General features: G+C 70.0%; 27 protein-coding genes. 17 read left to right on the top strand and 10 right to left on the bottom strand.

The annotated features are described in order from the left end of the window. Positions 1-45 precede the first annotated feature (45 nt). Positions 46-708, bottom strand: a complete 663-nt coding sequence (locus AB0I81_RS11365) for a response regulator transcription factor (protein ID WP_360653765.1) — start codon at positions 706-708, stop codon at positions 46-48. After that, the gene (locus AB0I81_RS11370; protein ID WP_360653768.1) at positions 705-1,841 is read right to left on the bottom strand and encodes a histidine kinase; all 1,137 of its coding nucleotides are present in this window, start codon (positions 1,839-1,841) and stop codon (positions 705-707) included. The genes AB0I81_RS11365 and AB0I81_RS11370 overlap by 4 nt, the downstream gene beginning before the upstream one ends. 127 nt (positions 1,842-1,968) lie before the next feature. On the opposite strand from AB0I81_RS11370, the gene AB0I81_RS11375 reads away from it, so the two are divergent. The 9 genes from AB0I81_RS11375 (at position 1,969) to AB0I81_RS11415 (ending at position 9,150) form a co-directional block, all read left to right on the top strand. Further along, positions 1,969-3,132, top strand: a complete 1,164-nt coding sequence (locus AB0I81_RS11375; protein WP_360653771.1) for an acetoin utilization protein AcuC — start codon at positions 1,969-1,971, stop codon at positions 3,130-3,132. A 13-nt stretch (positions 3,133-3,145) separates the two neighbouring features. Beyond that, complete coding sequence (locus AB0I81_RS11380) at positions 3,146-3,934, top strand: phosphatase (RefSeq protein WP_360653774.1); 789 nt, start codon at positions 3,146-3,148, stop codon at positions 3,932-3,934. A gap of 306 nt (positions 3,935-4,240) precedes the next feature. After that, entirely contained in the window at positions 4,241-4,444 is a 204-nt protein-coding gene (locus AB0I81_RS11385) for a helix-turn-helix domain-containing protein (RefSeq protein WP_026214222.1), read from the top strand. A gap of 171 nt (positions 4,445-4,615) precedes the next feature. Then, on the top strand, positions 4,616-4,714 hold the full coding sequence (locus AB0I81_RS11390; protein ID WP_018654693.1) for an AURKAIP1/COX24 domain-containing protein: 99 nt from the start codon (positions 4,616-4,618) through the stop codon (positions 4,712-4,714). Between the two features lie 22 nt (positions 4,715-4,736). Continuing rightward, positions 4,737-5,732: an NAD-dependent epimerase/dehydratase family protein gene (locus AB0I81_RS11395; protein ID WP_360653780.1), complete on the top strand. Its 996-nt coding sequence runs from the start codon at positions 4,737-4,739 to the stop codon at positions 5,730-5,732. A 29-nt stretch (positions 5,733-5,761) separates the two neighbouring features. Then, on the top strand, positions 5,762-6,646 hold the full coding sequence (locus tag AB0I81_RS11400; protein ID WP_360653933.1) for a lysophospholipid acyltransferase family protein: 885 nt from the start codon (positions 5,762-5,764) through the stop codon (positions 6,644-6,646). A gap of 70 nt (positions 6,647-6,716) precedes the next feature. Beyond that, positions 6,717-7,511, top strand: coding sequence for an SDR family NAD(P)-dependent oxidoreductase (locus AB0I81_RS11405; protein WP_360653783.1), 795 nt, complete (start codon positions 6,717-6,719; stop codon positions 7,509-7,511). A 59-nt stretch (positions 7,512-7,570) separates the two neighbouring features. Then, complete coding sequence (locus AB0I81_RS11410; RefSeq protein ID WP_360653786.1) at positions 7,571-8,149, top strand: RNA polymerase sigma factor; 579 nt, start codon at positions 7,571-7,573, stop codon at positions 8,147-8,149. Positions 8,150-8,151: 2 nt separating this feature from the next. Next, on the top strand, positions 8,152-9,150 hold the full coding sequence (locus AB0I81_RS11415; protein WP_360653789.1) for an LCP family protein: 999 nt from the start codon (positions 8,152-8,154) through the stop codon (positions 9,148-9,150). A gap of 129 nt (positions 9,151-9,279) precedes the next feature. Here the strand turns inward: AB0I81_RS11415 and AB0I81_RS11420 are convergent, their stop codons facing one another. From AB0I81_RS11420 to AB0I81_RS11430, 3 genes are read right to left on the bottom strand one after another with little or no spacing between them, the layout of a single operon-like run. After that, on the bottom strand, positions 9,280-10,143 hold the full coding sequence (locus AB0I81_RS11420) for an HAD-IB family hydrolase (protein WP_360653792.1): 864 nt from the start codon (positions 10,141-10,143) through the stop codon (positions 9,280-9,282). Between the two features lie 30 nt (positions 10,144-10,173). Next, the gene (locus AB0I81_RS11425) at positions 10,174-10,857 is read right to left on the bottom strand and encodes a DUF5667 domain-containing protein (RefSeq protein ID WP_360653795.1); all 684 of its coding nucleotides are present in this window, start codon (positions 10,855-10,857) and stop codon (positions 10,174-10,176) included. 59 nt (positions 10,858-10,916) lie between these two features. Then, positions 10,917-11,555, bottom strand: a complete 639-nt coding sequence (locus tag AB0I81_RS11430; RefSeq protein ID WP_360653798.1) for a sigma-70 family RNA polymerase sigma factor — start codon at positions 11,553-11,555, stop codon at positions 10,917-10,919. 179 nt (positions 11,556-11,734) lie between these two features. On the opposite strand from AB0I81_RS11430, the gene AB0I81_RS11435 reads away from it, so the two are divergent. Further along, positions 11,735-13,198 carry an antibiotic biosynthesis monooxygenase gene (locus AB0I81_RS11435; RefSeq protein ID WP_360653801.1) on the top strand — a complete coding sequence of 488 codons (1,464 nt, stop codon included), beginning with the start codon at positions 11,735-11,737 and terminating at the stop codon, positions 13,196-13,198. A gap of 21 nt (positions 13,199-13,219) precedes the next feature. On the opposite strand, the gene AB0I81_RS11440 is transcribed toward AB0I81_RS11435, so the two are convergent. Continuing rightward, positions 13,220-13,456 carry a glutaredoxin family protein gene (locus AB0I81_RS11440; protein WP_360653804.1) on the bottom strand — a complete coding sequence of 79 codons (237 nt, stop codon included), beginning with the start codon at positions 13,454-13,456 and terminating at the stop codon, positions 13,220-13,222. Positions 13,457-13,571: 115 nt separating this feature from the next. Between AB0I81_RS11440 and AB0I81_RS11445 the strand changes: the two genes are divergently transcribed. The 6 genes from AB0I81_RS11445 (at position 13,572) to AB0I81_RS11470 (ending at position 19,743) form a co-directional block, all read left to right on the top strand. After that, positions 13,572-14,249, top strand: a complete 678-nt coding sequence (locus AB0I81_RS11445; protein WP_360653807.1) for a redox-sensing transcriptional repressor Rex — start codon at positions 13,572-13,574, stop codon at positions 14,247-14,249. Further along, positions 14,246-15,502, top strand: coding sequence for a glutamyl-tRNA reductase (locus tag AB0I81_RS11450; RefSeq protein ID WP_360653809.1), 1,257 nt, complete (start codon positions 14,246-14,248; stop codon positions 15,500-15,502). Before AB0I81_RS11445 ends, AB0I81_RS11450 begins: the two co-directional genes overlap by 4 nt. Further along, positions 15,502-16,419, top strand: coding sequence for a hydroxymethylbilane synthase (hemC, locus tag AB0I81_RS11455; RefSeq protein ID WP_360653813.1), 918 nt, complete (start codon positions 15,502-15,504; stop codon positions 16,417-16,419). Before AB0I81_RS11450 ends, hemC begins: the two co-directional genes overlap by 1 nt. After that, entirely contained in the window at positions 16,416-17,972 is a 1,557-nt protein-coding gene (locus AB0I81_RS11460; protein WP_360653815.1) for a bifunctional uroporphyrinogen-III C-methyltransferase/uroporphyrinogen-III synthase, read from the top strand. Before hemC ends, AB0I81_RS11460 begins: the two co-directional genes overlap by 4 nt. Positions 17,973-18,000: 28 nt before the next feature. After that, positions 18,001-18,984 (top strand): porphobilinogen synthase, encoded by a 984-nt coding sequence (gene hemB, locus AB0I81_RS11465; RefSeq protein ID WP_360653818.1) that lies wholly within the window; start codon positions 18,001-18,003, stop codon positions 18,982-18,984. Between the two features lie 129 nt (positions 18,985-19,113). Next, complete coding sequence (locus AB0I81_RS11470) at positions 19,114-19,743, top strand: bifunctional DNA primase/polymerase (protein WP_360653821.1); 630 nt, start codon at positions 19,114-19,116, stop codon at positions 19,741-19,743. A 2-nt stretch (positions 19,744-19,745) separates the two neighbouring features. Here the strand turns inward: AB0I81_RS11470 and AB0I81_RS11475 are convergent, their stop codons facing one another. Beyond that, positions 19,746-20,153, bottom strand: coding sequence for a PIN domain nuclease (locus tag AB0I81_RS11475; protein ID WP_360653823.1), 408 nt, complete (start codon positions 20,151-20,153; stop codon positions 19,746-19,748). Continuing rightward, positions 20,153-20,386, bottom strand: coding sequence for a type II toxin-antitoxin system VapB family antitoxin (locus tag AB0I81_RS11480; RefSeq protein ID WP_360653825.1), 234 nt, complete (start codon positions 20,384-20,386; stop codon positions 20,153-20,155). Before AB0I81_RS11480 ends, AB0I81_RS11475 begins: the two co-directional genes overlap by 1 nt. 264 nt (positions 20,387-20,650) lie before the next feature. Between AB0I81_RS11480 and hemL the strand changes: the two genes are divergently transcribed. Next, entirely contained in the window at positions 20,651-21,940 is a 1,290-nt protein-coding gene (gene hemL / locus AB0I81_RS11485) for a glutamate-1-semialdehyde 2,1-aminomutase (protein ID WP_360653828.1), read from the top strand. A gap of 3 nt (positions 21,941-21,943) precedes the next feature. Here hemL and AB0I81_RS11490 read toward each other — a convergent pair whose 3' ends face one another. After that, positions 21,944-23,230 (bottom strand): ATP-binding protein, encoded by a 1,287-nt coding sequence (locus AB0I81_RS11490; RefSeq protein WP_360653831.1) that lies wholly within the window; start codon positions 23,228-23,230, stop codon positions 21,944-21,946. A 144-nt stretch (positions 23,231-23,374) separates the two neighbouring features. Next, positions 23,375-24,253 (bottom strand): EamA family transporter, encoded by an 879-nt coding sequence (locus tag AB0I81_RS11495; RefSeq protein ID WP_360653834.1) that lies wholly within the window; start codon positions 24,251-24,253, stop codon positions 23,375-23,377. Positions 24,254-24,374: the final 121 nt, after the last annotated feature.

Raw genomic sequence — 24,374 nt, forward strand, 5'->3', positions numbered from 1 at the left:
CCTGCCCGGGAACCGTTTGCGCGGCGGCGCGGTAGGACCGTGGTCCTACTCTCCTGGGTGGATCAAGGCGGCCTCGTAGGCCACGATCACAGCCTGCGCCCGGTCCCTGACGCCGATCTTGGCGAACAGGCTCGTCACGTGGTTCTTGACGGTCGAGGGGGAGACCGACAGCTCGGCGGCTATCTCCGCGTTCGACCGGCCGCGGGCGATCAGCACCAGGATCTCCCGTTCGCGGTCGGTGAGCCCGGTCAGCTCGGCGGGGGCGGAGCGCGGGGGCGTGGCGCGTACGAAGGAGCCGATGAGCCTGGTCAGCAGGCGGGGGGCGACGGCCGACTCGCCGCGGTGCACCACGCGTACACCCTCGACGAGCTCCTCGGGGGAGATGTCCTTGGGCAGGAAGCCGTCGGCGCCCGCGCGCAGCGCCGCGATCACGTTCTCGTCCAGGTCGAACGTGCTCAGCGCGAGCACCCGCACGCCGGGCAGCTCGCCCGTGATCAGCTCGGTCGCGCGTACCCCGTCCATGCCGGGCATGTGCAGGTCCATCAGCACCACGTCCGGCCGCAGCCGCCTGCTCAGCTCCACCGCCTGCTCGCCGTCCGCCGCCTCGCCGACCACGCCGAGGTCGGGCTGTGCGTCGAGCATGAGCTTGAAGCCCTTGCGCACCAGCTCGTGGTCGTCGGCCAGTAACACCTTGATGGTCTCGGTCATACGTTCTCCAGCGGGATGCGGGCGTGCACGCGGAATCCTCCCTCGGGACGTGGACCGGTGGACAGCTGGCCACCGCACAGAGCTACTCTCTCGGCCATGCCGCCGAGTCCGAAACCCGGCGCGGAGCCCGCGCCGGCGGCCACGCCGTCGTCGAGCACCTCGACCTCGATGGCCGCCGGCGCGTAGGCCAGGCGCACGCTCGCCTTGGCGCTGACCGCGTGCTTGCGCGTGTTGGTCAGCGACTCCTGCACGATGCGGTAGACCGCGTGGTCCACGGCGGCGGGCAGTTCGGCGGGTTGTCCCGTCACGGTCAGGCTGGCCGGCAGCCCCGCCGACCTGGCCTCGTCGATCAGCGCGGGCAGCCGGTCCGCGCCCACCCCCGTCGCCGCGTCGGGGCCTTCGTTGCCATCGGCCCGCAGCACGTCGAGCAGGTGGCGCATCTCCGACATCGCCTGGCGGGCGGTCAGCTCGGCGCTCTCCAGGGCGCTCCTGCCGGCCTCCTGCTCGGGCGGGAGCGTGGCGCGCGCGCCGCCGACCAGCGCGTTGATCACGGTGATGTGGTGCGCGACCACGTCGTGCAGCTCCCTGGCGATGCGCCGCCGCTCCGCTCGTACGGCGGCGTCGGCGGCCTCGCGCCGGCCGCGTTCCTTGAGCTCGGACCTGAGCCTTTCGAACTGCCCGAGACCGATGGCGGCGCCTACCGCGAACAGGGCCGCGACCCAGCCGCCCCCCGACGGAGAGCCCAGCTCCATGGCGACGGCGTAGACGGGGTACAGCGCCGCCGCGGAGATGGCGGCCATGCGGCCGGCGGTGTAGCGGCCCAGGCTGTACAAGGCGATACCGGTGGAGATGTTGGAGAACATCACGCCTTGCGACACCATGAACGCCGCGTCCACGGCGCAGACCAGCGCGGCCGTCAGGATCGGCCGGCGGCGGCGCATGAGCAGGAACCCCACGGTGGCCAGATGGTGCAGGGTGCCCAGCTCAGCGATCACCACGGTCTGGCCCGCCCAGACCGCGAGGGGCAGGGCGATGAACGGCGGGAAGGCGAGGACGATCACCAGCGTCCGGTCGAAGACCTCGGGACGCCGGAAGAACCGCACCACCCTCTGGAAGATCCGCGCCACGCGCACGCTGCAACCCTAAATCAGGAAATGTCGATATTGCTGCGATGTTTCCTGCGCTGCACCTGGGCTACAAGGAGGGGTCGGCGCTGCGGTAACGTCGGCGCAAGGCGAGCAGGCGCGTGGAGGAGTTGGCATGAGCCGGTCGGCACGGGTGATCTGGGACGACGCTCTCACCTCCTACAACTTCGGCCCGAGCCATCCACTCGCGCCCGTGCGGGTGGAGCTGACCATGGCGCTCGCGCGTGAGCTGGGCGTGCTGGACAAGGTCGAGATGGCCGGCTGCGCCCCGGCGAGCGACGAAGAGTTGTCCCTGGTGCACGACCGCGGTTACATCGAGGCCGTCAAGCGGGTGTCCGCCACGGGCCGGCCCGACTTCACCGCCGGGCTCGGCACCACCGACAACCCCGCGTTCGCGGGCGTGCACGAGGCCTCCGCGCTGATCGCCGGAGCCTCGATCGCCGCCGCCCGCGCGGTGTGGGAGGGCTCGGCCGAGCACGCGATCAACGTCGCGGGCGGGCTGCACCACGCGATGCCGTCCATGGCCAGCGGGTTCTGCGTCTACAACGACCCCGCGCTGGCCATCGCCTGGCTGCTGGAGCGGGGGGTGGGCCGCATCGCGTACGTGGACGTGGACGTGCACCACGGCGACGGCGTGCAGACGGCGTTCTACGACGACCCCAGAGTTCTGACGATCAGCCTGCACGAGAGCCCGCGCACGTTGTTCCCCGGCACGGGCTTTCCCGAGGAGACCGGCGCCGAGGGCACGGCCGTCAACGTCGCGCTCCCGGCGGGCTGCGGCGACGCCGGCTGGTTGCGGGCCTTCGACGCGGTCGTGCCGCCGCTGCTGCGGGAGTTCGGGCCGGAGATCCTGGTGACCCAGCACGGTTGCGACAGCCACGCGCTCGACCCCCTGGCCAATTTGATGCTCAGCGTGGACGGCCAGCGGGCCGCGTACGCCGCCCTGCACCGCCTGGCCCACGAGACGGCGGGCGGCCGGTGGATCGCGGTGGGCGGGGGCGGTTACGAGCTGGTGCAGGTGGTGCCGCGGGCCTGGACGCACCTGATCGCCGAGGTGGCCGGGCATCCCATCGATCCGGCCACGCCGACGGGCCCGGAATGGCGGCGGCTGGCCAGGGAGCGTACGGGCGAGACACCCCCGCTGACCATGACGGACGGCCGAAATCCGGAATTTCGTGACCTGTCCGGTGGTTATGATCCAGCGGACCCCATTGACCGTGCGGTCATGGCGACCCGAAACGCGGTGTTCCCCCTGCACGGCCTCGATCCAATGCCCTGACGAGGAAGATGCAGTGCTGAGCCGCGACGAATTCCGTGAGCACCTGATCCGCTGCCGGATAGCCGGCGATGTCGCGACCTCCCGCGAGAACAACCTGGACCACTACAGCTCGCTGGCCAACGGCGACCCGTACTACGCGCTGGGCCTGACCTTCGAGCAGCCGTGGCCCTACCGCGACATCCTGGCGCTGATGGCCAAGTCCGCGGGCGTGGTCTCCGACCCCGGCCACCGCTGGGGCCAGGACACCATCGACCCCGACCTGACGATTGACGCGATCGACGCGATGGGCGAGCGCATCGCCGCGGTGTTGTCGCGGCCCCGGCCGCGCGTGCTGTTCGCCACCGGCCATCCCACCGGCCTGCTGGCCGTCCACCTGCCGCTGGCCGCCTTCTGCGCGGCGAAGGGCGCGCAGTTGTTGTCGCCCGCCGAGGGCTGGACCTACGCGAACTCGGGCTTCGGCCGGCCGCGCAGGATCCGCTACCTCCAGGACGTGGCCATGCTCGACGACCGGGGCGCGCTGGTGCACACCCACGACGCCGCCCCGATGCAGCGCATGTTGCACGAGCTGAACGGCGATCTGCCCGACCTCGTGGTCGCCGACCACGGCTGGGCGGGAGCGGCCGGCGAGGCCGGTGTCCCGACGGTGGCCTTCGCCGATTGCAACGACCCGGGACTGTTCGTCGGTGAGGCTGAGGGGAAGATTGAAGTTGTTGTGCCACTTGACGACAATGTGCTACCCCGCTACTACGCTCCGTTGACCGAGAGACTGGTCACAGCAGTCACACGAGCCCTTCCAGTCTAATTCGGTCATCCGCATACCGTCTTTTCGCGCCTGCATTCCAAGCGGCTCGCTGTCACTTTGCCAACTTTTGATGGGGCGTCGGAGACTCTAATGTGTGGCAACTTGGACAGTTCCAGCGTCCAGGTGAGGTGCTCGGACCGGCTGTTGGCCTGGCTTTTTGCGTGTTCGGCTGACAGACGGCTCGGTTGACTGAGAAACTAGGGGGTTTGCGCACTCGGAGTCCCGACTTACGCTGACGGCAGTACACGTGCGTGAGCAATGGCACCAGTGGGGATAACCCGGAAACACGTGCGGAAGAGGCGTCCGATGGGTGCAGGCGAAAGACCTCTCAGTGAGGTGAAGTTCCTGACTGTGGCTGAAGTGGCGACGGTCATGAGGGTGTCCAAGATGACGGTGTACCGGCTCGTCCACTCCGGCGAGCTGCCGGCCATCCGAGTCGGCCGCTCGTTCAGGGTGCCTGAGCAGGCGGTACACGATTATCTTCGGGAGGCCTACATCGAGGCAGGTTGACGTAGCGACACGCCAGATCGTGTCGTGAGTGCAGTCTCGGGAGAGGCCCGGCCGCCGCTGCTGCGGCCGGGCTCTCACCCCCCAGGGGGCGATCTACCACGGATCGCCGGTAGTCTGTGACCCGGTGTGCGCTCGCACATCGTTTCAAACTTGCTATCGCATGGGGGTCCCGTGGGCTCTGTTATCAAGAAGCGCCGCAAGCGGATGGCTAAGAAGAAGCACCGCAAGCTGCTCAAGAAGACGCGCATCCAGCGGCGTAACAAGAAGTAACCGACGCAGCTGCGAGGCGCTGATGACCCACACCGTGCTTGTCACCGGGGTCTCGCGCCACATAGGCGCCCGGGTGGCGAGCGTTCTCGCGGCTGACCCGGACATCAGCCGTGTCATAGGAGTGGACACCGTGCCGCCCCCCTCGTTGACGCGAGAAGGCGGCATCTCTCTCGGCCGGACGGAGTTCGTCCGGGTCGATCTGCGCAGCCCCGACATCGCCCAGGTGATCGCGGCGGCGGATATCGACACCGTTGTGCACATGAGCCTCGTCAGCGCTCCGCCGAGGAGCGGTGGCAGGGCGGCCATGAAGGAGCACAACGTGATAGGCACCATGCAGTTGCTCGGTGCCTGCCAGCGGTCGGCGACCGTGCGACGTGTGGTGGTGCGCTCCACCACCGCCGTCTACGGCTCGTCGCCCCGCGATCCCGCGGTGTTCACCGAGGATCTGGAGCCGCACGAGGGCCCCATCCACGGATATGCCAAAGACGCGGCCGAGGTCGAGGGCTACGTGCGTGGCTTCGCGCGGCGCCGTCCCGACGTGACGGTGTCGCTGCTGCGCTTCGCCAACTTCATGGGTCCCGGCGTCGACTCGCCGCTGACGCGTTACTTCACCCAGCCGGTGTTGCCGAGCGTGTTCGGCTTCGATCCGCGGCTGCAGTTCGTCCATGAGGACGACGCGGTCGAGGTGCTGCGCCGGATGGCGACCGAGGATCACCCCGGCACGTACAACGTGGCCGGGGCGGGCGTGTTGCTGCTCTCACAGTGCGCGAGGAGGGCGGGACGGCCGTCGTTGCCGCTGTTCTCGCCCGCGTTCAAGGTGCTCGGCGGAGCCGTGCGCCGCTTCGGGCTGGTCGAATACTCGCCGGAGCAGGTCAGGCTGATGAGCCACGGCCGCGCCGTGGACAGCTCCAGGCTGGAGGCCGAGCTGGGCTGGAAGCCCAAGTTCACCACCGGGGCGGCCTTCGACGACTTTCTGCGTTCCCGCCACCTGCACCCGGTCGGAGGTGGCCGCGCGTGAGCGTTCCCCACGAGGAGGAGGGCCGCGTGATCCCGATCAGCGCGGCGCCGTCCTTCGAGGAGTCCGAGAAGGTCCCGGACCCGGAACCCATGGCGAAACTGCTGGCCTTCCTGCGCAGGCGCATGACGGGCGACTACGAGGTCGACGAGTTCGGCTACGACGCCGAGCTGACCGACAAGGTCGTGCTCGAACTGATGAGACCGCTCTACAACCACTGGTTCAGGGTGGAGACGGTCGAGCTCAAGAACATCCCTGAGGACAGCGGCGCGCTGGTCGTCGCCAACCACTCGGGCACGCTGCCGCTGGACGCGCTGATGTTGCAGGTGGCGCTGCACGACGAGGCCCGCAGGCCGCTGCGGCTGCTCGGCGCCGACCTGGTCTACCAGCTTCCGCTGCTCAGCCATCTGGCCCGCAAGACCGGCCACACCCTGGCCTGCCGTGAGGACGCCGACCGGCTGCTGCGCAAGGGCGAGCTGGTCGGGGTGTTCCCCGAGGGCTTCAAGGGCGTCGGCAAGCCGTTCTCCGAGCGGTACAAGCTGCAGCGCTTCGGCCGCGGCGGCTTCGTGGCCTCGGCCATCCGCGCCGGGGTGCCGATCGTGCCCACCGCGATCGTGGGGGCTGAGGAGATCTATCCCAAGATCGGCGACCTGAAGTTCCTGGCCAGGACGCTGGGGCTGCCCTATCTGCCGATCACCCCGTTCTTCCCGCTGCTCGGGCCGCTCGGCCTGGTGCCGCTGCCGTCGAAGTGGATGATCGAGTTCGGCGAGCCGATCCGCACCGACGAGTACGCGCCCACGGACGCCGACGACCCCATGCTCGTCTTCAACATCACCGACCACGTGCGCGAGGTCATCCAGCAACTGCTCAACGAGCTGCGGCTGCGGCGGGGACACGCCTTCCCGCCTCTTCTCTGAGAACGGGTGCAACCGCCCGCGACCCGCCGGTGTTCTGCGAACGGAATTACGGAACACCGAAGGGAAACCCATGGATCTGCAGCTTTCCGGTCGCGTCGCCATCGTCACCGGCGGGAGCAAGGGCATCGGCCTGGCCGCCGCCCGTACGCTGGCCGAGGAGGGCGCCCACGTCGTGGTGGCCTCGCGCACCCGTACGGACGAGCTGCCCGACAAGGTCGTGCACGTGGCCGTCGACCTGATGGACCCCACGGCGGCCGAGCGGGTCGTGGCGCGCGCCGTGCAGGAGTTCGGCGGGGTGGACATCCTGGTCAACAACGCCGGTGGGCCTCCCCCCGGTACCGTCCTGCCGCGCGCCGGCTTCATGGCGCCCGGCGACGCGGACTGGGCGGCGATGTTCGAGTTCAACGTGTTCGCGACCGTCCGCATGATCCGCGCGGCCGTGCCCGTCATGCTGGAGCGGGGCGGCGGCTCGATCGTCAACCTGTCCTCCTCCATGGCCCGCCAGGCCGGCAACGTGAACGTGGACTACGCCGCCGCCAAGGCGTCCGTGCTCGCGTTGAGCAAGTCGTTGTCCGCCGAGTACGCCCCGCAGGGCATCAGGGTCAACACCGTCACGCCCGGGGCGACCCTGACGGACTGGTGGACCAAGGACGGCGGCGCGGCCGACGTCTTCGGCGGCATGGTCGGCGCGGACAAGGACAGCGTGATCGCCGAGGTGGCGCCCACCATGATGGGCCTGTCCACCGGGCGGCTGGTGTACCCGCAGGAGGTCGCGGACGCGATCGTCCTGCTCGCCTCGCCCCGCTCGGCCAGCACCACCGGCGCCGAGCTCGTCGTGGACGGGGGCCAGCTGAAGGAGATCTGAACCCAATAGGCGGGTTGTGGTGATACATCGTTGACCGTTCCCCCATAAGAAGGGCGGAGATGATCACACAACCCGCCGTCAGGGGTGTGGACGCGGATCTCGTACGGGCCTCGTGGAGCGACCCCGAGGCCTTCGCCGAGCTCTTCGACCGCTACTCCGCCATGCTCTACAGGTACGTCTCCAAACGCCTCGGCCCCGAGCCCGCCGAGGACCTGGTCGGTGAGACGTTCCTGGTCGCCTTCTCCCGCAGGAAGAGCTACGACCTGGCCTATCCCGACGCCAGGCCGTGGCTCTTCGGCATTCTCACCAAGCTCGTCTCCCGCCACCACCGCACCGAGGCCGCCCGCTACCGGGCCCTGCTGCGCGCCCCTGTCGACTCCGAGGTGGAGTCGCCCGCCGACCGCGTGGCCGCCGGCGTGACCGCCCAGGCCGCGCGTACGGAGCTGGCCGGCGCCCTGGCCGCGCTGCCCGCCAAGGACCGCGACGTCCTGCTGCTGATCGCCTGGGGAGATCTCACGTACGAGGAGGCCGCCAGGGCCCTCGGCATCCCCGTTGGCACCGTGCGCTCCCGCCTCAACAGGGGCAGGCGGAAGGTCCGTGCCGCGCTCGGCGACGCCAACCCCATGGAGGAGGAGTGACGATGGACGACCTCAAGCTGCTCCGTGACCTGGGAGACGAGCTGGAGCACCAGCCACCGGTGACACTCGTCCGCCAGCGGGACCGTTTCCTGCGGGCCCGCCCCCGCCGCAGGTGGCCGGGATGGTGGACGGCCGGGCTCGTGGCCGTCGCCACGGCCACCGCGGTCGCGGTGCCCACGGTGCTCATCGCCGACCGGCACAGCGCCACGCCGGCCACCGAGGCGGACCTGGTGGACATGAGCGGCACCAGGAACGTGCTGGTGATCGGCTCCGACACCCGCGAGGGCGAGGGCAACGCGCAGTACGGCCCCATGCAGGCCAGGGAGAACGTGGGCCAGCGGTCCGACACCATCATGATCATCCACCTGCCGGCGGACCGGAGCAGGTCCACCGCGGTCAGCGTCCCGCGCGACTCGATGGTGCGGATCCCCGCCTGCGGCTCCGAGCCGGCCAGGACCGACTTGATCAATTCGGCGTACGCCAAGGGCGGTGCCACCTGCCTCAGGTCCACGCTGGAGAAGCTGACGGGGCTGCGCCTGCACCACACGGTCGAGGTGGACTTCACTGGCTTCAAGAACATGGTGGACGCGATCGGCGGCGTGACGATCAAGGTGGCCGAGCCGGTGGACGACCGCATGTCGAAGCTGAAGCTGCCCGCCGGCCAGGTCACGCTGAACGGCGAGAAGGCCCTCGGCTACGTGCGGCTGCGCTACGTCGGCGACGGTTCCGACCTCGCGCGGATCAAGCGGCAGCAGGTGGTCGTGGTGGCGATGCTGAAGAAGGTGCAGCGGTCGGTCGCCGATCCGCCCAGGCTCAAGGCCTTTGTCGCCGAGATGCGCAAGGGGGTGAAGACCGATCTCGACGTGGAGGAGATGTTCGCGCTGGGCGAGCAGCTCGCGCGGACCAGGATGAACACCGTCTCGGTCCCCGCCGAGCCGGCCGAGCAGCGGCTCCGGTGGAAGCAGCCGGAGGCACGCAAGCTGTTCGAGTCGCTGAAGTAGGAGGTCGGGGGCGGCCGCGGTAGAGGCACGGGGTCAGGGCCGGCCGCGGTAGAAGGCGAGGGGCAGGGGTCAGGGGCGGACGCGGTGGAGGCGTGGGGTCAGGGGCGGACGCGGTAGGAGGCGCGGGGTTCAGGGGCGGCCGCGGTAGAGGCGGCGCAGGGCGATGCCCGCCGCCACGCCGCCCGCCACGGCCCCGACCCCGGCCGCGATGGGCAGGGCCGTCATCGTGGCCTTGCGCCCGGTGCGGAAGTCCTTGATCGGCCAGTCGTGCTTCCTGGCGTACTCGCGCAGCTCGCTGTCCGGGTTGATCGCCACGGCCCGCCCCACCAGCGACAACATCGGCAGGTCGTTGGCCGAGTCGCTGTAGGCCGTGCACCGCGTCAGGTCGAGCCCTTCCCTGCGGGCCAGCGCGCGCACCGCCTCGGCCTTGGCGGGCCCGTGCAGCAGGTCGCCGACCAGCCGGCCGGTGTAGACGCCGTTGCTGGACTCGGCGACCGTGCCGAGCGCGCCGGTCAGCCCGAGCCGCTGCGCGATCACCCTGGCCAGCTCGACCGGGGTGGCGGTGACCAGCCAGACGCGCTGGCCGGCGTCGAGGTGGCTCTGGGCCAGTGACCGGGTGCCGCCCCAGATGCGGTCGGCCATGACCTCGTCGTAGATCTCCTCGCCGAGCCGTACGACGTCGTCGACCTTGGCCCCGGCCACGAACGCCAGCGCCGTCTCCCTGGCCACCGCGATGTGCTCGGGGTTCTCGTTGCCGCGCAGCCGGAACACCGCCTGGCCGACGGCGAACTTCCACAGGTCGGACGTCGTGAACAGGCCACGGGTGGCCAGCCCTCTGGCGAAGTGGTAGATGGAGGCGCCGCGCATCATCGTGTTGTCCACGTCGAAGAAGGCCGCGGCAGGCAGGTCAGGCTCGACCGGCGGGACGGTGACCGCCGCCTGTGCCGCGACCTCGCCGGCGACCTCGGGCCGCACTTCGTCTCGTCGTCGCATTAGCCGCCACATGCGCTTCAGCTTACTTTCCTACTCAGGGGCGGCCAGACCTTCGATGTAGTCGAGATAGCCCTCCGCCTGGGCGAGTTGTTCCTGGTCGAGCGCCGGGAGCATCGGCTTGACGGCCTCCTCCTGATCCCGTGCGAATTTCTTGATCTTCGGTGAGCGCGGCTCGGCCCGTTCGAGCCTGCTGATGCCCGCCCGCGTCGACTCCTCCATGTCCTTGAGCGTCTTCTTGACCAGCGGGCCTTCCGCGGCGGAGCCGAGCAGACGGGCGACCTCCCTGGCGCGGGTCTTGGCGGAGTCGAGCTCGCGTGCGGCGCGTTCGGCGTCGGTGGAGCTGAGGCGGACGAGCGTGGTCTCGGCGGCGCGCTTGAGCGGGTAGAGCGAGTCCCCCGGCACCGCGCGGTAGGTCGCGAAGGAGGAGATCATCATCGCCGCGACCAGCCCCACGGCGGCGAGCTGGGACAACAGCGGGCGGCGGCGTCGCGGGCGGCGCCGGCGGCCGGCGGGCCTGGCAGGTGCGCGCTCCGGGGTCTCGGTGGCAGCCGCTTCGGCCGGCGCGCGCTCCAGGGTCCTGGTGGCGACCGTCCCGGCCAGCAGGTCGGCGCGCAGCCGGTCCCTGAAGTCCTGCCCCGGGCCGCCGAGCGGCAGCTCGCGCAGCTCGGTGAGCTGCTCCAGCACGCGTTCCCGCCGTCTGCGCCCCCTACTCATGCCAGCTCCCCGACCGACGCGGCCATGACACCTGCTTAACGAGGGGCGGATGGTGGAGGTTACGCCAGGTCGTGCTTGAGGGCCCTGGCCAGCGCCCGTACGGCACGGAACTGCAGCGCTTTGATCGCTCCACTCTTCTTCCCCATGATCAACGCGGTTTCCGCGAGCGAGAGGCCGTGCAGGAAGCGCAGGACGACGCATTCCTGTTGTTCGGGATTGAGATCTCGTACGGCCCGCAGCACCCGGTCGTTGATGATGGCCGTGACCACCGCGTTCTCGGGAATGTGGGAGCCGTCTAACGGGACGTCCATCACTTCGCCGGTCGGGATCTCTAACCGGTAGCGCCCCGACTTGAAGTGGTCGGTGACCAGGTTTCTCGCGATGGTCACGAGCCAGGCGCCGAAGTCACGGCCCTGCCAGGTGAAGTCGCCGATCCTGCGCAGCGCGCGCAGGAAGGTCTCGCTGGTGAGGTCCTCGGCCAGGGGGTGGGAGCCCACCCGGAAGTAGATGTAGCGATAGACGAGGTCCACGTAGCGGTCATAGAGCGTGCCAAACGACTGCGTGCATCCGTTCTTGGCGTGCAGCACCAGCGTACGGAGGTCGTCGGGCACGTCTTCGCGCACGGCGAGCTCGCCCGTCCGGGCAGCACCAGCGACCGCTGGAGCGAGCAGCCCGGCGAACGGCGACGAGTCAGGCATCCGGTATCCCTACGGGTAAGGGGTGCGGCGTGCTCGAACACTCTAGAAATCAACCAGAAAAACCACAATCCACGGCATGCATGCATGACTAGGCGTAATCGGCAGATACCGTGGTGGACCGACCCGTTCCCTCTTCGGCTACCGGCTGGGAGGCATCGTCCGGCAGCATTGGAGTCACCATGGAGATCCTCGTTGCTGTCATAGCTTTCGCCGGTGCGATCCTGGCCGCCATCGCGGCCGGTGCCCTGATTCAACGATTGCGCGACGAGCCTGAGGGGTGGTTGGTCGCCTGGACCGTTGCAGTCGTCGCCCTGTGCCTGTCACTCGGTGTGATCGGCCTCGGCTACCTCATGGGCTTCGGCGGCGTCACGTTCCGCATCTTCCAGGTCACCGGATCGTTGCTGGCGCCGCTCTGGCTGGCCGTCGGACTGGTGCAACTACTGTCCGAGAAGGCGCCGCCCAGGTTCCTGGCGTGGTTGCTCGGCATCGCGCTCACCTTCGTGTCCGTGGTCATCATGCTCTGGGACCCGCTGAAGACCGAGGAGATGGGCAAGACCCTGCCCGCCGCCGCCAACCACTGGAACCTCTTCCCAAGCTACCTGCTGGTCGGCGTGCACGTGGTGGACCTGCTCGTCATGCTGGCGATGCTGGTGGTGGCGGGGGTCAAGTGGCGCAACGGGGACGAGTACGACACCGACAACCTGCACGCGACCGTGGTCATCGTCCCGTCGGGGCTGGCGCTCGTGGGCGCGATGAGGTTCTCGGTGCCGGCGTTGTTCGCCACGGCACTGCTCGCCGTGGCCGCGGCGGCGGTCTGGTACACCGTGCTGCGGCCGCTGGCGCCGTACGAGGACGACGAAGACGACGACTTCGGTCCCGACCGCGACGAGGGGCCCTCGCGCCGGGAGGAGCGCTCTCAGCGCCGCGAGGAGCCCGCCCGGCATCGCGAGGGGCGGCCCATGGCCCTCGACGAGCGCCAGATGTCGCCCGAGGAGCGCCCGATGTTCCGCGACGAGGCGCCCAGGGGCGGGCACAGGGGCATGCCGGAGCCGGTGCCCGCCGCCGAGCCGCCGCCCGCGCCGCCGCGCAGGTCGCCGGGGCTCGGCGACCTGGTCGCCGAGTACCGGGCGGGCGACACCGGCGACTACGGCGCCCGCATGACCCCGCCGCCCGACTCGGGCCCCTCGACCGGCTACATCATGAACGGGGTCCCGTCCCCGCGGCCCGACCAGGCCATGCCGGGCACCGGCGCGGTCTACCCTGGCGCCGACCTGTTCGCGCCCGCGCCGCAGCAGTCCGGCTCCAGCAAACCCTCGCCGAACATCTACGGCCTGCTCACCGTCTTCACGATCGTGGACGGCGCGGGGGACGCCTTCGACCGCCTGGCCGAGGCGACCGTCGAGGCCGTGCGCCGCGGCGAGCCCGACACGCTCGTCTACGCCTGCCACGCGGTGAAGTCCGCGCCGTTGCAGCGCATCGTGTACGAGCTCTACCGCGACGAGGTCGCCTACCGCGACCACCAGCGGCAGCCGCACGTGGAGAGGTTCGTCAACGACCGGCAGGCGATGGTGCTGGCCACCAACGTCATCGAGCTGAGCGTCAGCGCCGCGAAGGTGGTGCCGCTGCCCAGCGCCGTCTTCTGAGCCCGGACAGCTTGGCCCCGGTTACTCGGACAGCGCCGTCCGCAGCCGGGTCTCGTCCACGCGCCAGAAGTCGTGCTGCACGCCGTCGATCAGCGTCACCGGGATCATCTCCCAGTATTTCTCCTGCAACTCGGCGGAGGATTCGATGCTGACCTCCTCCCACGGCACGCCGAGCTCGCCCGCGACCTTGGTGATGACCTCGCGCGCGTCGTCACACAAGTGACAGCCGGGTTTGCTGAGCAACGTGATGCGATGCATATCGCAACCGTACCCCGCTGACTTTGTGCATCGGTTCACAAAGGGATTAACCTGAAAGACGGTTCGATTCCGATCACGCGGCCGTCAGGCCGCCCGTTCCCTGGAGCACCGGCACGTGAAGAGCCCGTCCCAGCCCCGTGACCGCGGCATTCCCGAGGCGACGGTCGCCAGGCTTCCGTTGTACCTGCGGGCGCTTCACGGGATGGCGGAGCGGGGCGTCGCGACCGTCAGTTCGGAGGATCTGGCCGCGGCCGCCGGGGTCAACTCGGCCAAGCTGCGCAAGGATCTGTCACATCTCGGCTCGTACGGCACTCGGGGCGTAGGCTATGAGGTCGAGTACCTCGTCTACCAGATCTCCCGTGAACTCGGCCTGACGCAGGACTGGGCGGTCGCGATCGTCGGAGTCGGAAACCTCGGCCGCGCGCTGGCCAACTACGGCGGATTCGTCTCCAGGGGGTTCCGGGTCGCGGCGCTCGTGGACGCCGACCCCGAAGTGGTGGGCGACACCATAGCGGGGTTGAATGTGGAGCACATCGACGAGCTGGAAGCCGTGATCAAACGGCGCGGGGTCTCGATCGTGGTTCTGGCGACACCGGCGGCAGCGGCGCAGGAAGTGTGTGAACGTGTGATCGCCGTCGGGGTCACCAGCATCCTGAACTTCGCCCCTGTCGTGCTTTCCGTGCCGGACGGCGTCGATGTCCGTAAAGTCGACCTATCAATTGAATTGCAGATTCTCGCGTTCCACGAGCAACGCAAGGCTGGGGGGCCACTCATGGCGGTGGACAGTCAGTGAGTGTTCTGGCTATCGGACTCAGCCACCGGACGGCGCCGGTGGCCATGCTGGAGCGCGTCTCGGTGACGGGTGACGCGCTCGTCAAACTCCTGCACGACGTTCAGCAGGATGCCTGCGTCGCGGAGGCCATGGTGGTCTCGACCTGCAACCGGGTCGAGGTCTACGTCACGGTCGACCGCTTCCACGCCGCCGTCACCGCCATCAGCGACCTGCTGGCCCTGCACTCCGGTGTCCCGGTCAGCGAGCTGACGCCGCACTTCTACGTGCACTACGAGGAGCGCGCGGTCGAGCACCTGTTCTCCGTGGTGGGCGGGCTCGACTCCATGGTCGTCGGCGAGGGCCAGATCCTCGGCCAGGTACGCCAGGCGCTCAAGCTGGCCCAGCGCCAGGGCACCGTCGGCGCCACGCTCAACGAACTCGTGCAGCAGGCGCTGCGGGTCGGCAAGCGGGCCCACCACGAGACCGGCATCGACCAGCACGGCGCCTCCCTCGTCTCCGCGGGGCTCGCCCTGGCGGGCGACCTGGCCGGGCGGCGCGCCCTGGTGGTCGGCGCGGGCTCGATGAGCTCGCTGGCCGCCGTCACGCTGGCGCGCGCCGGGGTCACCGACATCGTCGTGGCCAACCGTACGTACGAGCGGGGCGCCCGGCTGGCCGAGTCCGTCGGCGGGCGGGCGGTCGAGTTCGCCGCCGTGGCCGACGAACTGGCCGGCGCCGACATCGTCATCACCTGCACCGGGGCGGGCCGCCACGTCATCACCCCCGGCATGCTGAGCCGGCCGGCGTTCCTGCTGGACCTGGCGCTGACGCACGACATCGACCCGGCGGTGCGCGCCGTGCCCGGCGTCACGCTGGTGGACCTGGAGACGATCCAGGAGTCCGGCATCGGCTCGCGCGAGGGCGACGCCGTACAGGCCGTGCGCGCCCTCGTCGCCGGGGAGCTGCGCGCCTACCTCGACGCTGAGCGGGCCGCCAAGGTCACCCCGACCGTGGTGGCGCTGCGCAGCAAGGCGGCCACCGTGGTCGAGTCGGAGCTCGGGCGGCTGCTCATGCGCGTACCCGATCTCGACGAGCGGGCGCGGGACGAGGTCGCCATGACCGTCCAGCGCGTCGTCGACAAACTGCTTCACGAGCCGACTGTGCGTGTCAAGCAGCTCGCCACCTGCCCAGGGGGCGATCATTATGCGGAAGCTCTGCGTGAGCTGTTCGACCTGGACCCGAAGGTGCCAGAAGCCGTGAGAGAGGTGGAGCTGTGATGTCCCGGCCCGGAGCCCTGCGACTGGGGACCCGCCGCAGCCTCATGGCGACCACGCAGTCCCAGATGGTGGCCGACGCCTACGTCCAGCGCACCGGGCGGGCGGTCGAGCTCGTCGGCGTCACGACGTTCGGCGACGTGACCAAGGCGCACCTGGCGCAGCTCGGCGGCACCGGCGTGTTCGTCAACGCGCTGCGCGACAAGCTCGCCGAGGACGAGGTCGACTTCGCCGTCCACTCGCTGAAGGACCTGCCGACCAAGCAGGACCCGCGCTTCACGCTGGCCGCCATCCCGGCCCGGCACGACCACCGCGACGCGCTGGTCGGCCTGCACAAGTTCGCCGACCTGCGCCCCGGCGCCAGGGTCGGCACCGGCTCGCCGCGGCGTGTCGCGATGCTGAGCGCGCTGCGCCCCGACCTGGAGTACGTCGCCATCCGCGGCAACGCCGACACGCGCATCGGCAAGGTCAACTCCGGCGAGCTCGACGCGGTCGTGCTGGCCGCGGCCGGGCTGACCAGGATCGGCCGCAGCGCCGACATCGCCCAGATCTTCGAGGTCGAGGAGCTGCTGCCGGCGCCCGGCCAGGGCGCGCTGGCCGTGGAGTGCCGCGCCGACCGGGCCGACCTGGTCGAATTCCTCGGCGTGCTCGACGACCCCGCCACGCGCTCCGCGGTGATCGCCGAGCGCTCCGTGCTGAACGCGCTGGAGGCCGGCTGCTCCGCTCCGGTGGGTGCGTTCGCGGTCGATGACGGGCACACTCTGAACCTGACCGCTGTGGTCGTCTCCGTCGACGGCCGCGAAGCGGTCCGCAAGTCCGCCGCCGGCTCTCCTTCGGAGGCAGCGAATCTGGGCCGCCTCCTGGCGGCAGAGATGATCGCCGAAGGGGCCGACAGATTGATGGGGGAGCATTCTCATTGAGCTCCGATAGTCCAACCTCCGGTTTCGTCGCGTTCGTGGGCGCGGGTCCCGGCGATCCCAACCTGCTCACGCTCCGTGCCGCCGAGCTGCTCGCCAAGGCCGACGCCGTGGTGCTCGACGCCGAAACGCAATCCCCGCTGCTGCGCCACTGCCGTGAAGGCGTCGAGGTCACCGAGACCTCCGGCTTCGCGAACGCCGTCAAGAGCGCCGCACGGGGACAGCTCGTGGTCCGCCTGTGCGAGGGCGACCCGATGCTGTTCTCCTCGATCACCGAGGAGGTCGCGGCCTGCGCCGCGGCGGAGGTGGACTTCGAGATCGTGCCCGGCGTGCCGCCCGCGACCGCGGTGCTCACCTACGCGGGCATCCCGCCGGCCACCGGCGTGCCCGAGTTCCGGGTCGTCGACGCAGCCCAGGAGCAGGACTGGGCCGCCCACGCCGCCTGCCGCGGCACGCTGGTCGTCTACAACGGCATCGGCGACGCCGTGGCCATCGGCAAGGCGCTGATCTCCGGCGGCAAGCCCGACACCACGCCCGTCGCGGTCAGCAGCGGCGGCACCACCACCGAGCAGTACACCGTCGTGTCCTCGCTCGGCCGGCTGCACGCCGACCTCAAGCACGCCGGGTTCACCGAGCCCGCGCTGATCGTGGTCGGTGAGGCCGTGGGGCAGCGCGACAAGTTGTCGTGGTTCGAGACCAAGCCGCTGTTCGGGTGGCGGGTGCTGGTGCCGCGTACCAAGGAGCAGTCGCGCAGCCTGTCCGAGCAGCTCGTCTCCTACGGCGCGGTGCCCGAGGAGGTGCCGACCATCTCGGTCGAGCCGCCCCGCACGCCGCAGCAGATGGACCGAGCGATCAAGGGCCTGGTCACCGGCCGCTACGAGTGGGTGGCCTTCACCAGCGCGAACGCGGTCAAGGCGGTACGCGAGAAGTTCGAGGAGTACGGCCTCGACGCCCGCGCCTTCGCCGGGCTCAAGGTGGCCGCCGTGGGCGACGCCACCGCGCGGGCCCTGGTCGAGTTCGGCGTCAAGCCGGACCTGCTGCCCTCCGGCGAGCAGTCGTCCGAGGGCCTGGTGGCCGAGTGGCCGCCCTACGACTCGATGCTCGACCCGATCAACCGGGTGCTGCTGCCGCGGGCCGACATCTCCACCGACACGCTCGTCGCCGGGCTCACCGAGCTGGGCTGGGAGTGCGACGACGTCACCGCCTACCGCACCGTACGGGCCGCCCCGCCGCCCGCGCCGATCCGTGAGGCCATCAAGGGCGGCGGCTTCGACGCCGTGCTCTTCACCTCCTCCTCCACCGTGCGCAACCTGGTGGGCATCGCGGGCAAGCCGCACAACGTCACCGTCATCGCGGTCATCGGGCCGCAGACGGCCAAGACGGCCGAGGAGTTCGGGCTCCGGGTCGACGTCATGGCCGACAAACCGTCAGCCTCCGCCCTGGCCGCCGCCGTGGCCGAGTTCGGAGCCAAGCAGCGCCAGGCGGCCCTGGCCGCGGGTGACACCCCGCGCAGGCCCTCCCAGAACCGCCGGGGCGCCAGGAGGAGAGCCAAATGAGCACGCGACGCCCCTGGAGGAGAGCCGTATGAGCGCGCGATTCCCCGTCGCCAGGCCCAGGCGGCTGCGGCGCAACCCGGCGCTGCGCCGGATGGTGGCGGGCACCAGGCTGCACGCGGCCGACCTGATCCTGCCCCTGTTCGCCAAGGAAGGGATCACCGAGGCGCAGCCCGTGGCCTCGATGCCGGGCGTCATGCAGCACACCCGCGACTCGCTGCGCAAGGCCGCCCACGAGGCGGCCGAGGCCGGCGTGGGCGGCATCATCCTGTTCGGCGTGCCCGCGGTGAAGGACGCTCGCGGCTCGGCGGCCGACGACCCCGACGGGGTCCTGCAGGTGGCGCTGCGCGACGTGGTGGCCGAGGTCGGCGACTCGCTCGTGGTGATGGCCGACACCTGCCTGGACGAGTTCACCGACCACGGGCACTGCGGGATCCTCACCCCGTCCGGCGACGTGGACAACGACGCCACCCTGGAGCGGTACGCCTCGGTGGCGCTGGCCCAGGTCGAGGCCGGCTCGCAGATGGTGGCGCCGAGCGGCATGATGGACGGCCAGGTGGGCGCGATCCGCGCGGCCCTCGACGGAGCCGGGCACGGCAACGTGCCGATCCTGGCCTACTCCGTCAAGTACGCCTCCGCCTTCTTCGGCCCCTTCCGCGAGGCCGCCGAGTGCGCGCCGCAGTTCGGCGACCGCAGCACCCACCAGCAGGACCCGGCCGGGCCGCTGGATGAGGCGCTGCGCGAGGTCCGCCTGGACCTGGCCGAGGGCGCCGACGCGGTCATGGTCAAGCCCGCCCTGGCCTACCTCGACATCATCGCCCAGATCCGCGCCGAGGTGGACGTGCCGGTGGCCGCCTACCAGGTGAGCGGCGAGTACGCGATGGTCGAGGCCGCCGCGGCCAACGGCTGGGTGGACCGGGAGCGGATGATCATGGAGTCGCTGGTCGGGATCAAGCGCGCCGGCGCCGACCTGATCTTGACGTACTGGGCGACGGAAGTGGCCCGACGGCTCTAACCAAGGGGTTTCCCGTCAACTCATGAGGCCCGTGGGTTAGAGTTGCATGACAAGTGCTGGTGTGTCCCGCGTGTGCGATCCGCCCGGTGACGGGGCCTCCTCAGGCGCTGTTACATGACGGGAGACACCATGGTGGGGGTACCACTGGCTCGGCGTACCAAAAAGCGGTCGAGGCCGACACGCATCTCGACGGTTCTCGAATACGCCGCCATGGGCTGGTCCGTCGTGCCGGGCGCCTTTCCGCTGCGGCAGGGGCCGCGCGCCTGTTCCTGCGACCGCCTCGGCTGTCCCGACCCGGGTGCCCATCCGCTCTCGCCCGCCTGGCACCTGCAGGCCACGACGGACGCCGCCCTGCTCACGCGGTGGTGGCAGGCCGAGCCCGAGGCCAATGTGATTCTGCCCACGGGCCGCGTGTTCGACGTCTTCGACGTACCGCTCGCCGCCGGCCTGTCGGCCCTCACCCGGATCGACGCCGCCGACGCCCACCCAGGCCCGGTCGCCGCCAACGGCGACCGGGTCTTGTTCTATGTGGCCACCAGGGGCAATCCGGAGGACGAGGACGAGTGGTGGTCGTGCCAGCTCGACTGCGACCCCGCCACCATCGACGACACACCGGGGCTGCGCTGGCACTGCCGCGACAGCTACGTCCTGGCACCCCCTTCGACCCTGCCCAGCGGCCACCCCGTCACCTGGCTGCGCCCCCCGGACGGCCGCCCCCTGCCCGACCCGCTGCGCGTCCTGGAGTGGCTGGCCGACTGAGCTCAGAACCGGCGGATGTCGCGCTGGTCCAGCTCCGTCATGACCTTGGCCACCGTGGCGAAGTCGTCGTCGACATGCAGCACCGTCAGCCCATGATGTACGGCGGTGGCGCAGAGCAGGAGGTCCACGACCCCGGCGGAGCGGTGCTGTCCCTTCTGCGTGAGCTTGTACTGCGCGTTCTCCACCCACCGCCAAGCCGATTTGGGAACGGGCGCAAGCTCGCAGAGCGTGCCCAGCTCCTCCTCCAGCTCATCCCTGTGCGCGGGGCCCGTGGCCGAATAGAGGAATTCGGTCCTGGTCGGCTCACAGATCCGCAGCGGTTGTGTGGTGATGCGATCGCCCCACGCCTCGAGAACCTCGGCGTTTCGCAGGAGATACCACAAGGCGGAGGCGTCGATGAGGTGGGGCATCAGGTGATGGTCTCTTTCCACGCGCGTCTCGCTGCCTCGTGCGCGGCGGATGCTTCGTCGAATTCCCCCCGCTGGGCACGGGCTGCCAGCTTCTCCAGCGCTTCGATGCGTTTGACCCGCGCGACGTACTCGCGCAGGGCGAGGTTGACGGTTTCCTTCTTGGTCGTCGTGCCCATCATGCGCATGGCTTCCTTGAGGGCGTCATCGTCCAGGTCGATTTGAGTTACCGACACCCGTCCTCCTGATGTTGGTTGCCACTATGGCTCACATACATAACCACTATAGATCGGTCGGCCGAGTCTGACCATGGAGCCGGGCAACCTGGGCTCGCGTTACGGTGGGTCACCGGTGAAGGGTCAGAGGGCGTTTCCTGGAGGGCCGTCAGCCGGAGTGTGGCGGGTGGCGGGCCATGGCAGCGCGTAACAGATGGTGGTGGTTGCGGTGTGCGGCGGGTGGGCGGGCACGGCCCCGCCGTGAAGACTGATTAGGCTTGTCGGGTGAGCCGTACACAGAGATCTGAGGACCTGTTCGCCCGAGCCAAGGAGATCGTGCCGGGAGGGGTCAACTCGCCGGTACGCGCGTTCGGGGCGGTGGGCGGCACGCCGCGGTTCATGGCCGCGGGCCAGGGCCCCTACATCACCGACGTAGACGGCAACCGCTACGTCGACCTCGTCTGCTCCTGGGGCCCCATGATCCTCGGGCACCGTCACCCCGCGGTCGTCGAAGCGGTCGAGCGCGCGATGGCCGGCGGGTTCTCCTACGGCACCGCCACCCAGGGCGAGGTCGAGCTGGCCGAGGAGCTCGTCGCGCGGGTCGCGCCCGTCGAGAAGGTACGCCTGGTCAGCTCGGGCACCGAGGCGACGATGAGCGCGGTGCGCCTGGCCAGGGGGTTCACCGGGCGGTCGAAGGTGATCAAGTTCGCGGGCTGCTACCACGGCCACGTGGACGCGCTGCTGGCCGCGGCCGGCTCCGGCGTCGCGACCTTCGGCCTCCCCGACACGCCGGGCGTGACGGGCGCGTCGGCGGCGGACACGATCGTGTTGCCCTACAACGACCTCGCGGCCGTCGAGGCGGCCTTCGCCGCGGCGGACATCGCATGCGTGATCACCGAGGCGTGCCCCGCGAACATGGGCGTCGTCCCGCCGCGCGACGGCTTCAACGCGCGCCTGCGCGAGCTGTGCACCGCCAACGGCGCGCTGCTCATCGTGGACGAGGTGCTGACGGGCTTCCGGGTCTCCGCCGCCGGCTGGTACGGCCTGGACCCGGTGGACGCCGACCTGATGACCTTCGGCAAGGTCATGGGCGGCGGCCTGCCCGCGGCGGCGTTCGGTGGCCGGGCGGACGTCATGGCCAACCTCGCCCCCGAGGGCCCCGTCTACCAGGCGGGCACGCTGTCGGGCAACCCGCTGGCCTGCGCGGCCGGCCTGGCCACGCTGCGCGCCCTGGACGCCGACGCGTACGCCCGGGTGGACGCGGCCGCGCTCAAGGTCGGCGACCTGGCCGCCGAGGCGCTGGGCAAGGCCGGGGTGCCGCACCGGCTGCAGCGGGCGGGCAGCCTGTTCTCGATCTTCTTCACGGACGCCGAGGTGACGGACTTCGCCCAGGCCAAGACCCAGAACACCGCCGCCTTCACCGCGTTCTTCCACGCGATGCTCGACCAGGGCGTCTACCTGCCGCCGTCGGCGTACGAGGCGTGGTTCCTGTCGGCCTCACACGACGACGAGGCGATCGGCCGCGTGGCCGAGGCCCTCCCCGCCGCGGCGAAGGCAGCCGCCGCCGTCCTGTGAGACTCAGCGATCGGGTAGCCGGGGGACGAGTTCCTCCGGCGCCCTGTGATCCCACAGGGCGGACAGTGGCGAGAAGAAGATACGATCGCCCGACCCCAAATTAGTGGTCCCCAGGTGGAGGACGTACCCGGCCACGAACCGGTCGCCCAGCCTGTCCCTCAGCCAGCGCAGGTGCTTGGCGTCCTCGCTCTTGGGCGTGGCCGAGGATTTCACCTCTATGCCCACCACGCTGCCGTCACGGCGTTCCAGGATGAAGTCGATCTCGCGCTTCTCCCTGTCACGGTAGTGGCGCACGGTCACCTGCCGCCGCGCGAAAGTGGCGAGCTTGACGAGTTCGGCGAAGACGAAGGTCTCCAGGAGCCCGCCGAGGGCGGGATGGCCCGGCGCGAGGAGCGACTCGGCGTCCAGGTCCATCAGGTGCGCGGCCAGCCCGCTGTCGGTCACGTAGGTCTTGGGCGCGTGGGTCACCCGGGAAGAGAGGTTGTTGGACCAGGCCGGCGCCGAGCCGACCAGGAAGACGGTCTCCAGATATGAGAGGTACGTGCGTACGGTCGTGACATCGAGCCCGAGCCCGTCCGCGAGATGGGCGAGCACCAGCTGGCCGCCAGCCCGCGCCGCCACCAGCGAGATCAGGTCCGGAATCGCCTGGGCCTTGTTGACGTGGGCGAATTCACGGATGTCGCGGGAGATCACGGTGTCGAGGTAACCGCTGAACCAGGCTTCGATCGCGGCCGGCGACTTCAGGCGCAGGGCCTCCGGGTAGCTTCCCCGGCTGATCAGGCGAATGTAGTCCTCGCGTCTCCAGGGCGATTCCCGGCCGGTCACGGCCTCTGGCGAGGTGAAGGCACGATCACAGAACTCGCCGGTGTCTCCCACCCGCTCGCTGACCGCGAAAGGCCACAGGTCGACGAAGGCCACCCGGCCTGCGAGCGACTCCGACACCGTGGGGATGCCGAGGAACCGGGTCGATCCGGATAGCACGAACTGGCCAGGAGTCCAGTCCTCGTCGACCACCTGCTTGATCGCCAGAATGAGCGGATCGCCGGCCCGCTGGATCTCGTCGATGATCACCGGTTGCGGTCGTCTGCGAGCGAAGGTGAGTGGGTCGTCCTTGGCGATGGCGAGCTCGGACGGGTTGTCGAGGGTGACGAACGTGGCCTCTCCGAAGCGTCGGCAGGACTGCAGGAGTGTCGTCTTGCCGGACTGTCGTGGCCCGTTGACCATGACGACTCGAAGCTCTGCCAGGAGTTCCTTGAGCGAGCCTGCCGCGAGCCGAGGTAGTAGATTCATGCCGCCCCTGAGCTGGTCCCGGATGGTCGAGCCTAACCCGTTCGCAGTTTCGCGGGCGAAGTTTTCCCTGTTTCGCGGGAAGAGTTTTCCCAGATTCGCGGACGATGTTTTCCCTGTTTCGCGGCTCCGGCTTTCCCTGTTTCGTCAGAGGCGCTGGGGGGACGGCGCGGTCAGCGGAGGGTGGCGGCGGGGTTTGGTGCCGGCGTACAGGACGCCGCAGACGATGAGGGTCGCGGCGAGGAGTTTGGGCCAGGACAGGGGTTCGCCTGTGATGAGTGCCGCTGAGGACATGCCGAATACCGGCACGAGCAGCGTGTACGGCGCCACCGTCGAAGCGTCGTAACGTCGCAGCAGCCAGCCCCATACGCCGAAGCCGCCCAGTGTGGACAGGAAGGCCACGTACACGAGGGACAGCCAGCCCTCAGCCGCCGAGCCGAGTACGGGTGGGCCCTCGACGATCAGTGACAGGAGCAGGAGTGGTGGGGCGGAGAAGGCGCTGACCCAGACCATGAAGCGCAGGGAGTCGGGTGGGGCGGCGCGGCGCTGGACGACGTTGCCCAGGCCCCACGCGGCAGCGGCGGCCACGCACAGGGCGAAGGCGCCGAACGGGCCAGAAAGGCCGAAGTCGTAGGCGACCAGCGCCAGACCGCCGAAGGCGACGGCCAGGCCCAGTACACGGCGGGCGGTGAGCCGCTCCCCGAGCAGCGTCACCGCGAACAACACGGTGAACAGCGCCTGCATCTGCAGGACGAGAGAGGTGAGCCCGGCCGGCATGCCCGCCCGCATCCCCACGAGCAGCAGTCCGAACTGACCCGCCCCGATGGTGGCCGCCACCCCGGCGACCCAGCGCCAGGGCACCCCGGGCCGGCCCACGAACAGCAGGGCGGGGAAGGCGGCCATGGTGAACCGGAGGCCGGCGTACAGCAGGGGCGGGAAGTGGCGCAGGCCGACCTGCATGACCACGAAGTTGAAGCCCCAGATGGCTGCGAGGCCGACGGCGAGGGCGAGGTGGCGGGGGGTCACTGAGGGGTGAGGCTCAGCGAGCGGGCTTCTGGTAGCGGATGCGCTGGTCGCGGGCCTGCTCGGCGAGGGTCTTGAGGTAGGAGACGGAGGTGGTCTGCTGCTGCTTCGGCTTAATGATTCG

The sequence above is a fragment of the Nonomuraea sp. NPDC050404 genome (assembly GCF_040655495.1).
Lineage (GTDB): Bacteria > Actinomycetota > Actinomycetes > Streptosporangiales > Streptosporangiaceae > Nonomuraea.

Coding starts and splice junctions, on each gene's coding strand:
- AB0I81_RS11440 (WP_360653804.1), bottom strand. CDS start 13,456: ATGCATCGCATCACGTTGCTCAGCAAACCCGGCTGTCACTTGTGTGAC.
- hemB (WP_360653818.1), top strand. CDS start 18,001: ATGAGCGCGCGATTCCCCGTCGCCAGGCCCAGGCGGCTGCGGCGCAAC.
- hemC (WP_360653813.1), top strand. CDS start 15,502: ATGTCCCGGCCCGGAGCCCTGCGACTGGGGACCCGCCGCAGCCTCATG.
- AB0I81_RS11435 (WP_360653801.1), top strand. CDS start 11,735: ATGGAGATCCTCGTTGCTGTCATAGCTTTCGCCGGTGCGATCCTGGCC.
- AB0I81_RS11395 (WP_360653780.1), top strand. CDS start 4,737: ATGACCCACACCGTGCTTGTCACCGGGGTCTCGCGCCACATAGGCGCC.
- AB0I81_RS11405 (WP_360653783.1), top strand. CDS start 6,717: ATGGATCTGCAGCTTTCCGGTCGCGTCGCCATCGTCACCGGCGGGAGC.
- AB0I81_RS11475 (WP_360653823.1), bottom strand. CDS start 20,153: ATGCCCCACCTCATCGACGCCTCCGCCTTGTGGTATCTCCTGCGAAAC.
- AB0I81_RS11415 (WP_360653789.1), top strand. CDS start 8,152: ATGGACGACCTCAAGCTGCTCCGTGACCTGGGAGACGAGCTGGAGCAC.
- AB0I81_RS11375 (WP_360653771.1), top strand. CDS start 1,969: ATGAGCCGGTCGGCACGGGTGATCTGGGACGACGCTCTCACCTCCTAC.
- AB0I81_RS11470 (WP_360653821.1), top strand. CDS start 19,114: ATGGTGGGGGTACCACTGGCTCGGCGTACCAAAAAGCGGTCGAGGCCG.
- AB0I81_RS11410 (WP_360653786.1), top strand. CDS start 7,571: ATGATCACACAACCCGCCGTCAGGGGTGTGGACGCGGATCTCGTACGG.
- AB0I81_RS11420 (WP_360653792.1), bottom strand. CDS start 10,143: ATGCGACGACGAGACGAAGTGCGGCCCGAGGTCGCCGGCGAGGTCGCG.
- AB0I81_RS11365 (WP_360653765.1), bottom strand. CDS start 708: ATGACCGAGACCATCAAGGTGTTACTGGCCGACGACCACGAGCTGGTG.
- AB0I81_RS11425 (WP_360653795.1), bottom strand. CDS start 10,857: ATGAGTAGGGGGCGCAGACGGCGGGAACGCGTGCTGGAGCAGCTCACC.
- AB0I81_RS11385 (WP_026214222.1), top strand. CDS start 4,241: ATGGGTGCAGGCGAAAGACCTCTCAGTGAGGTGAAGTTCCTGACTGTG.
- AB0I81_RS11490 (WP_360653831.1), bottom strand. CDS start 23,230: ATGAATCTACTACCTCGGCTCGCGGCAGGCTCGCTCAAGGAACTCCTG.
- AB0I81_RS11430 (WP_360653798.1), bottom strand. CDS start 11,555: ATGCCTGACTCGTCGCCGTTCGCCGGGCTGCTCGCTCCAGCGGTCGCT.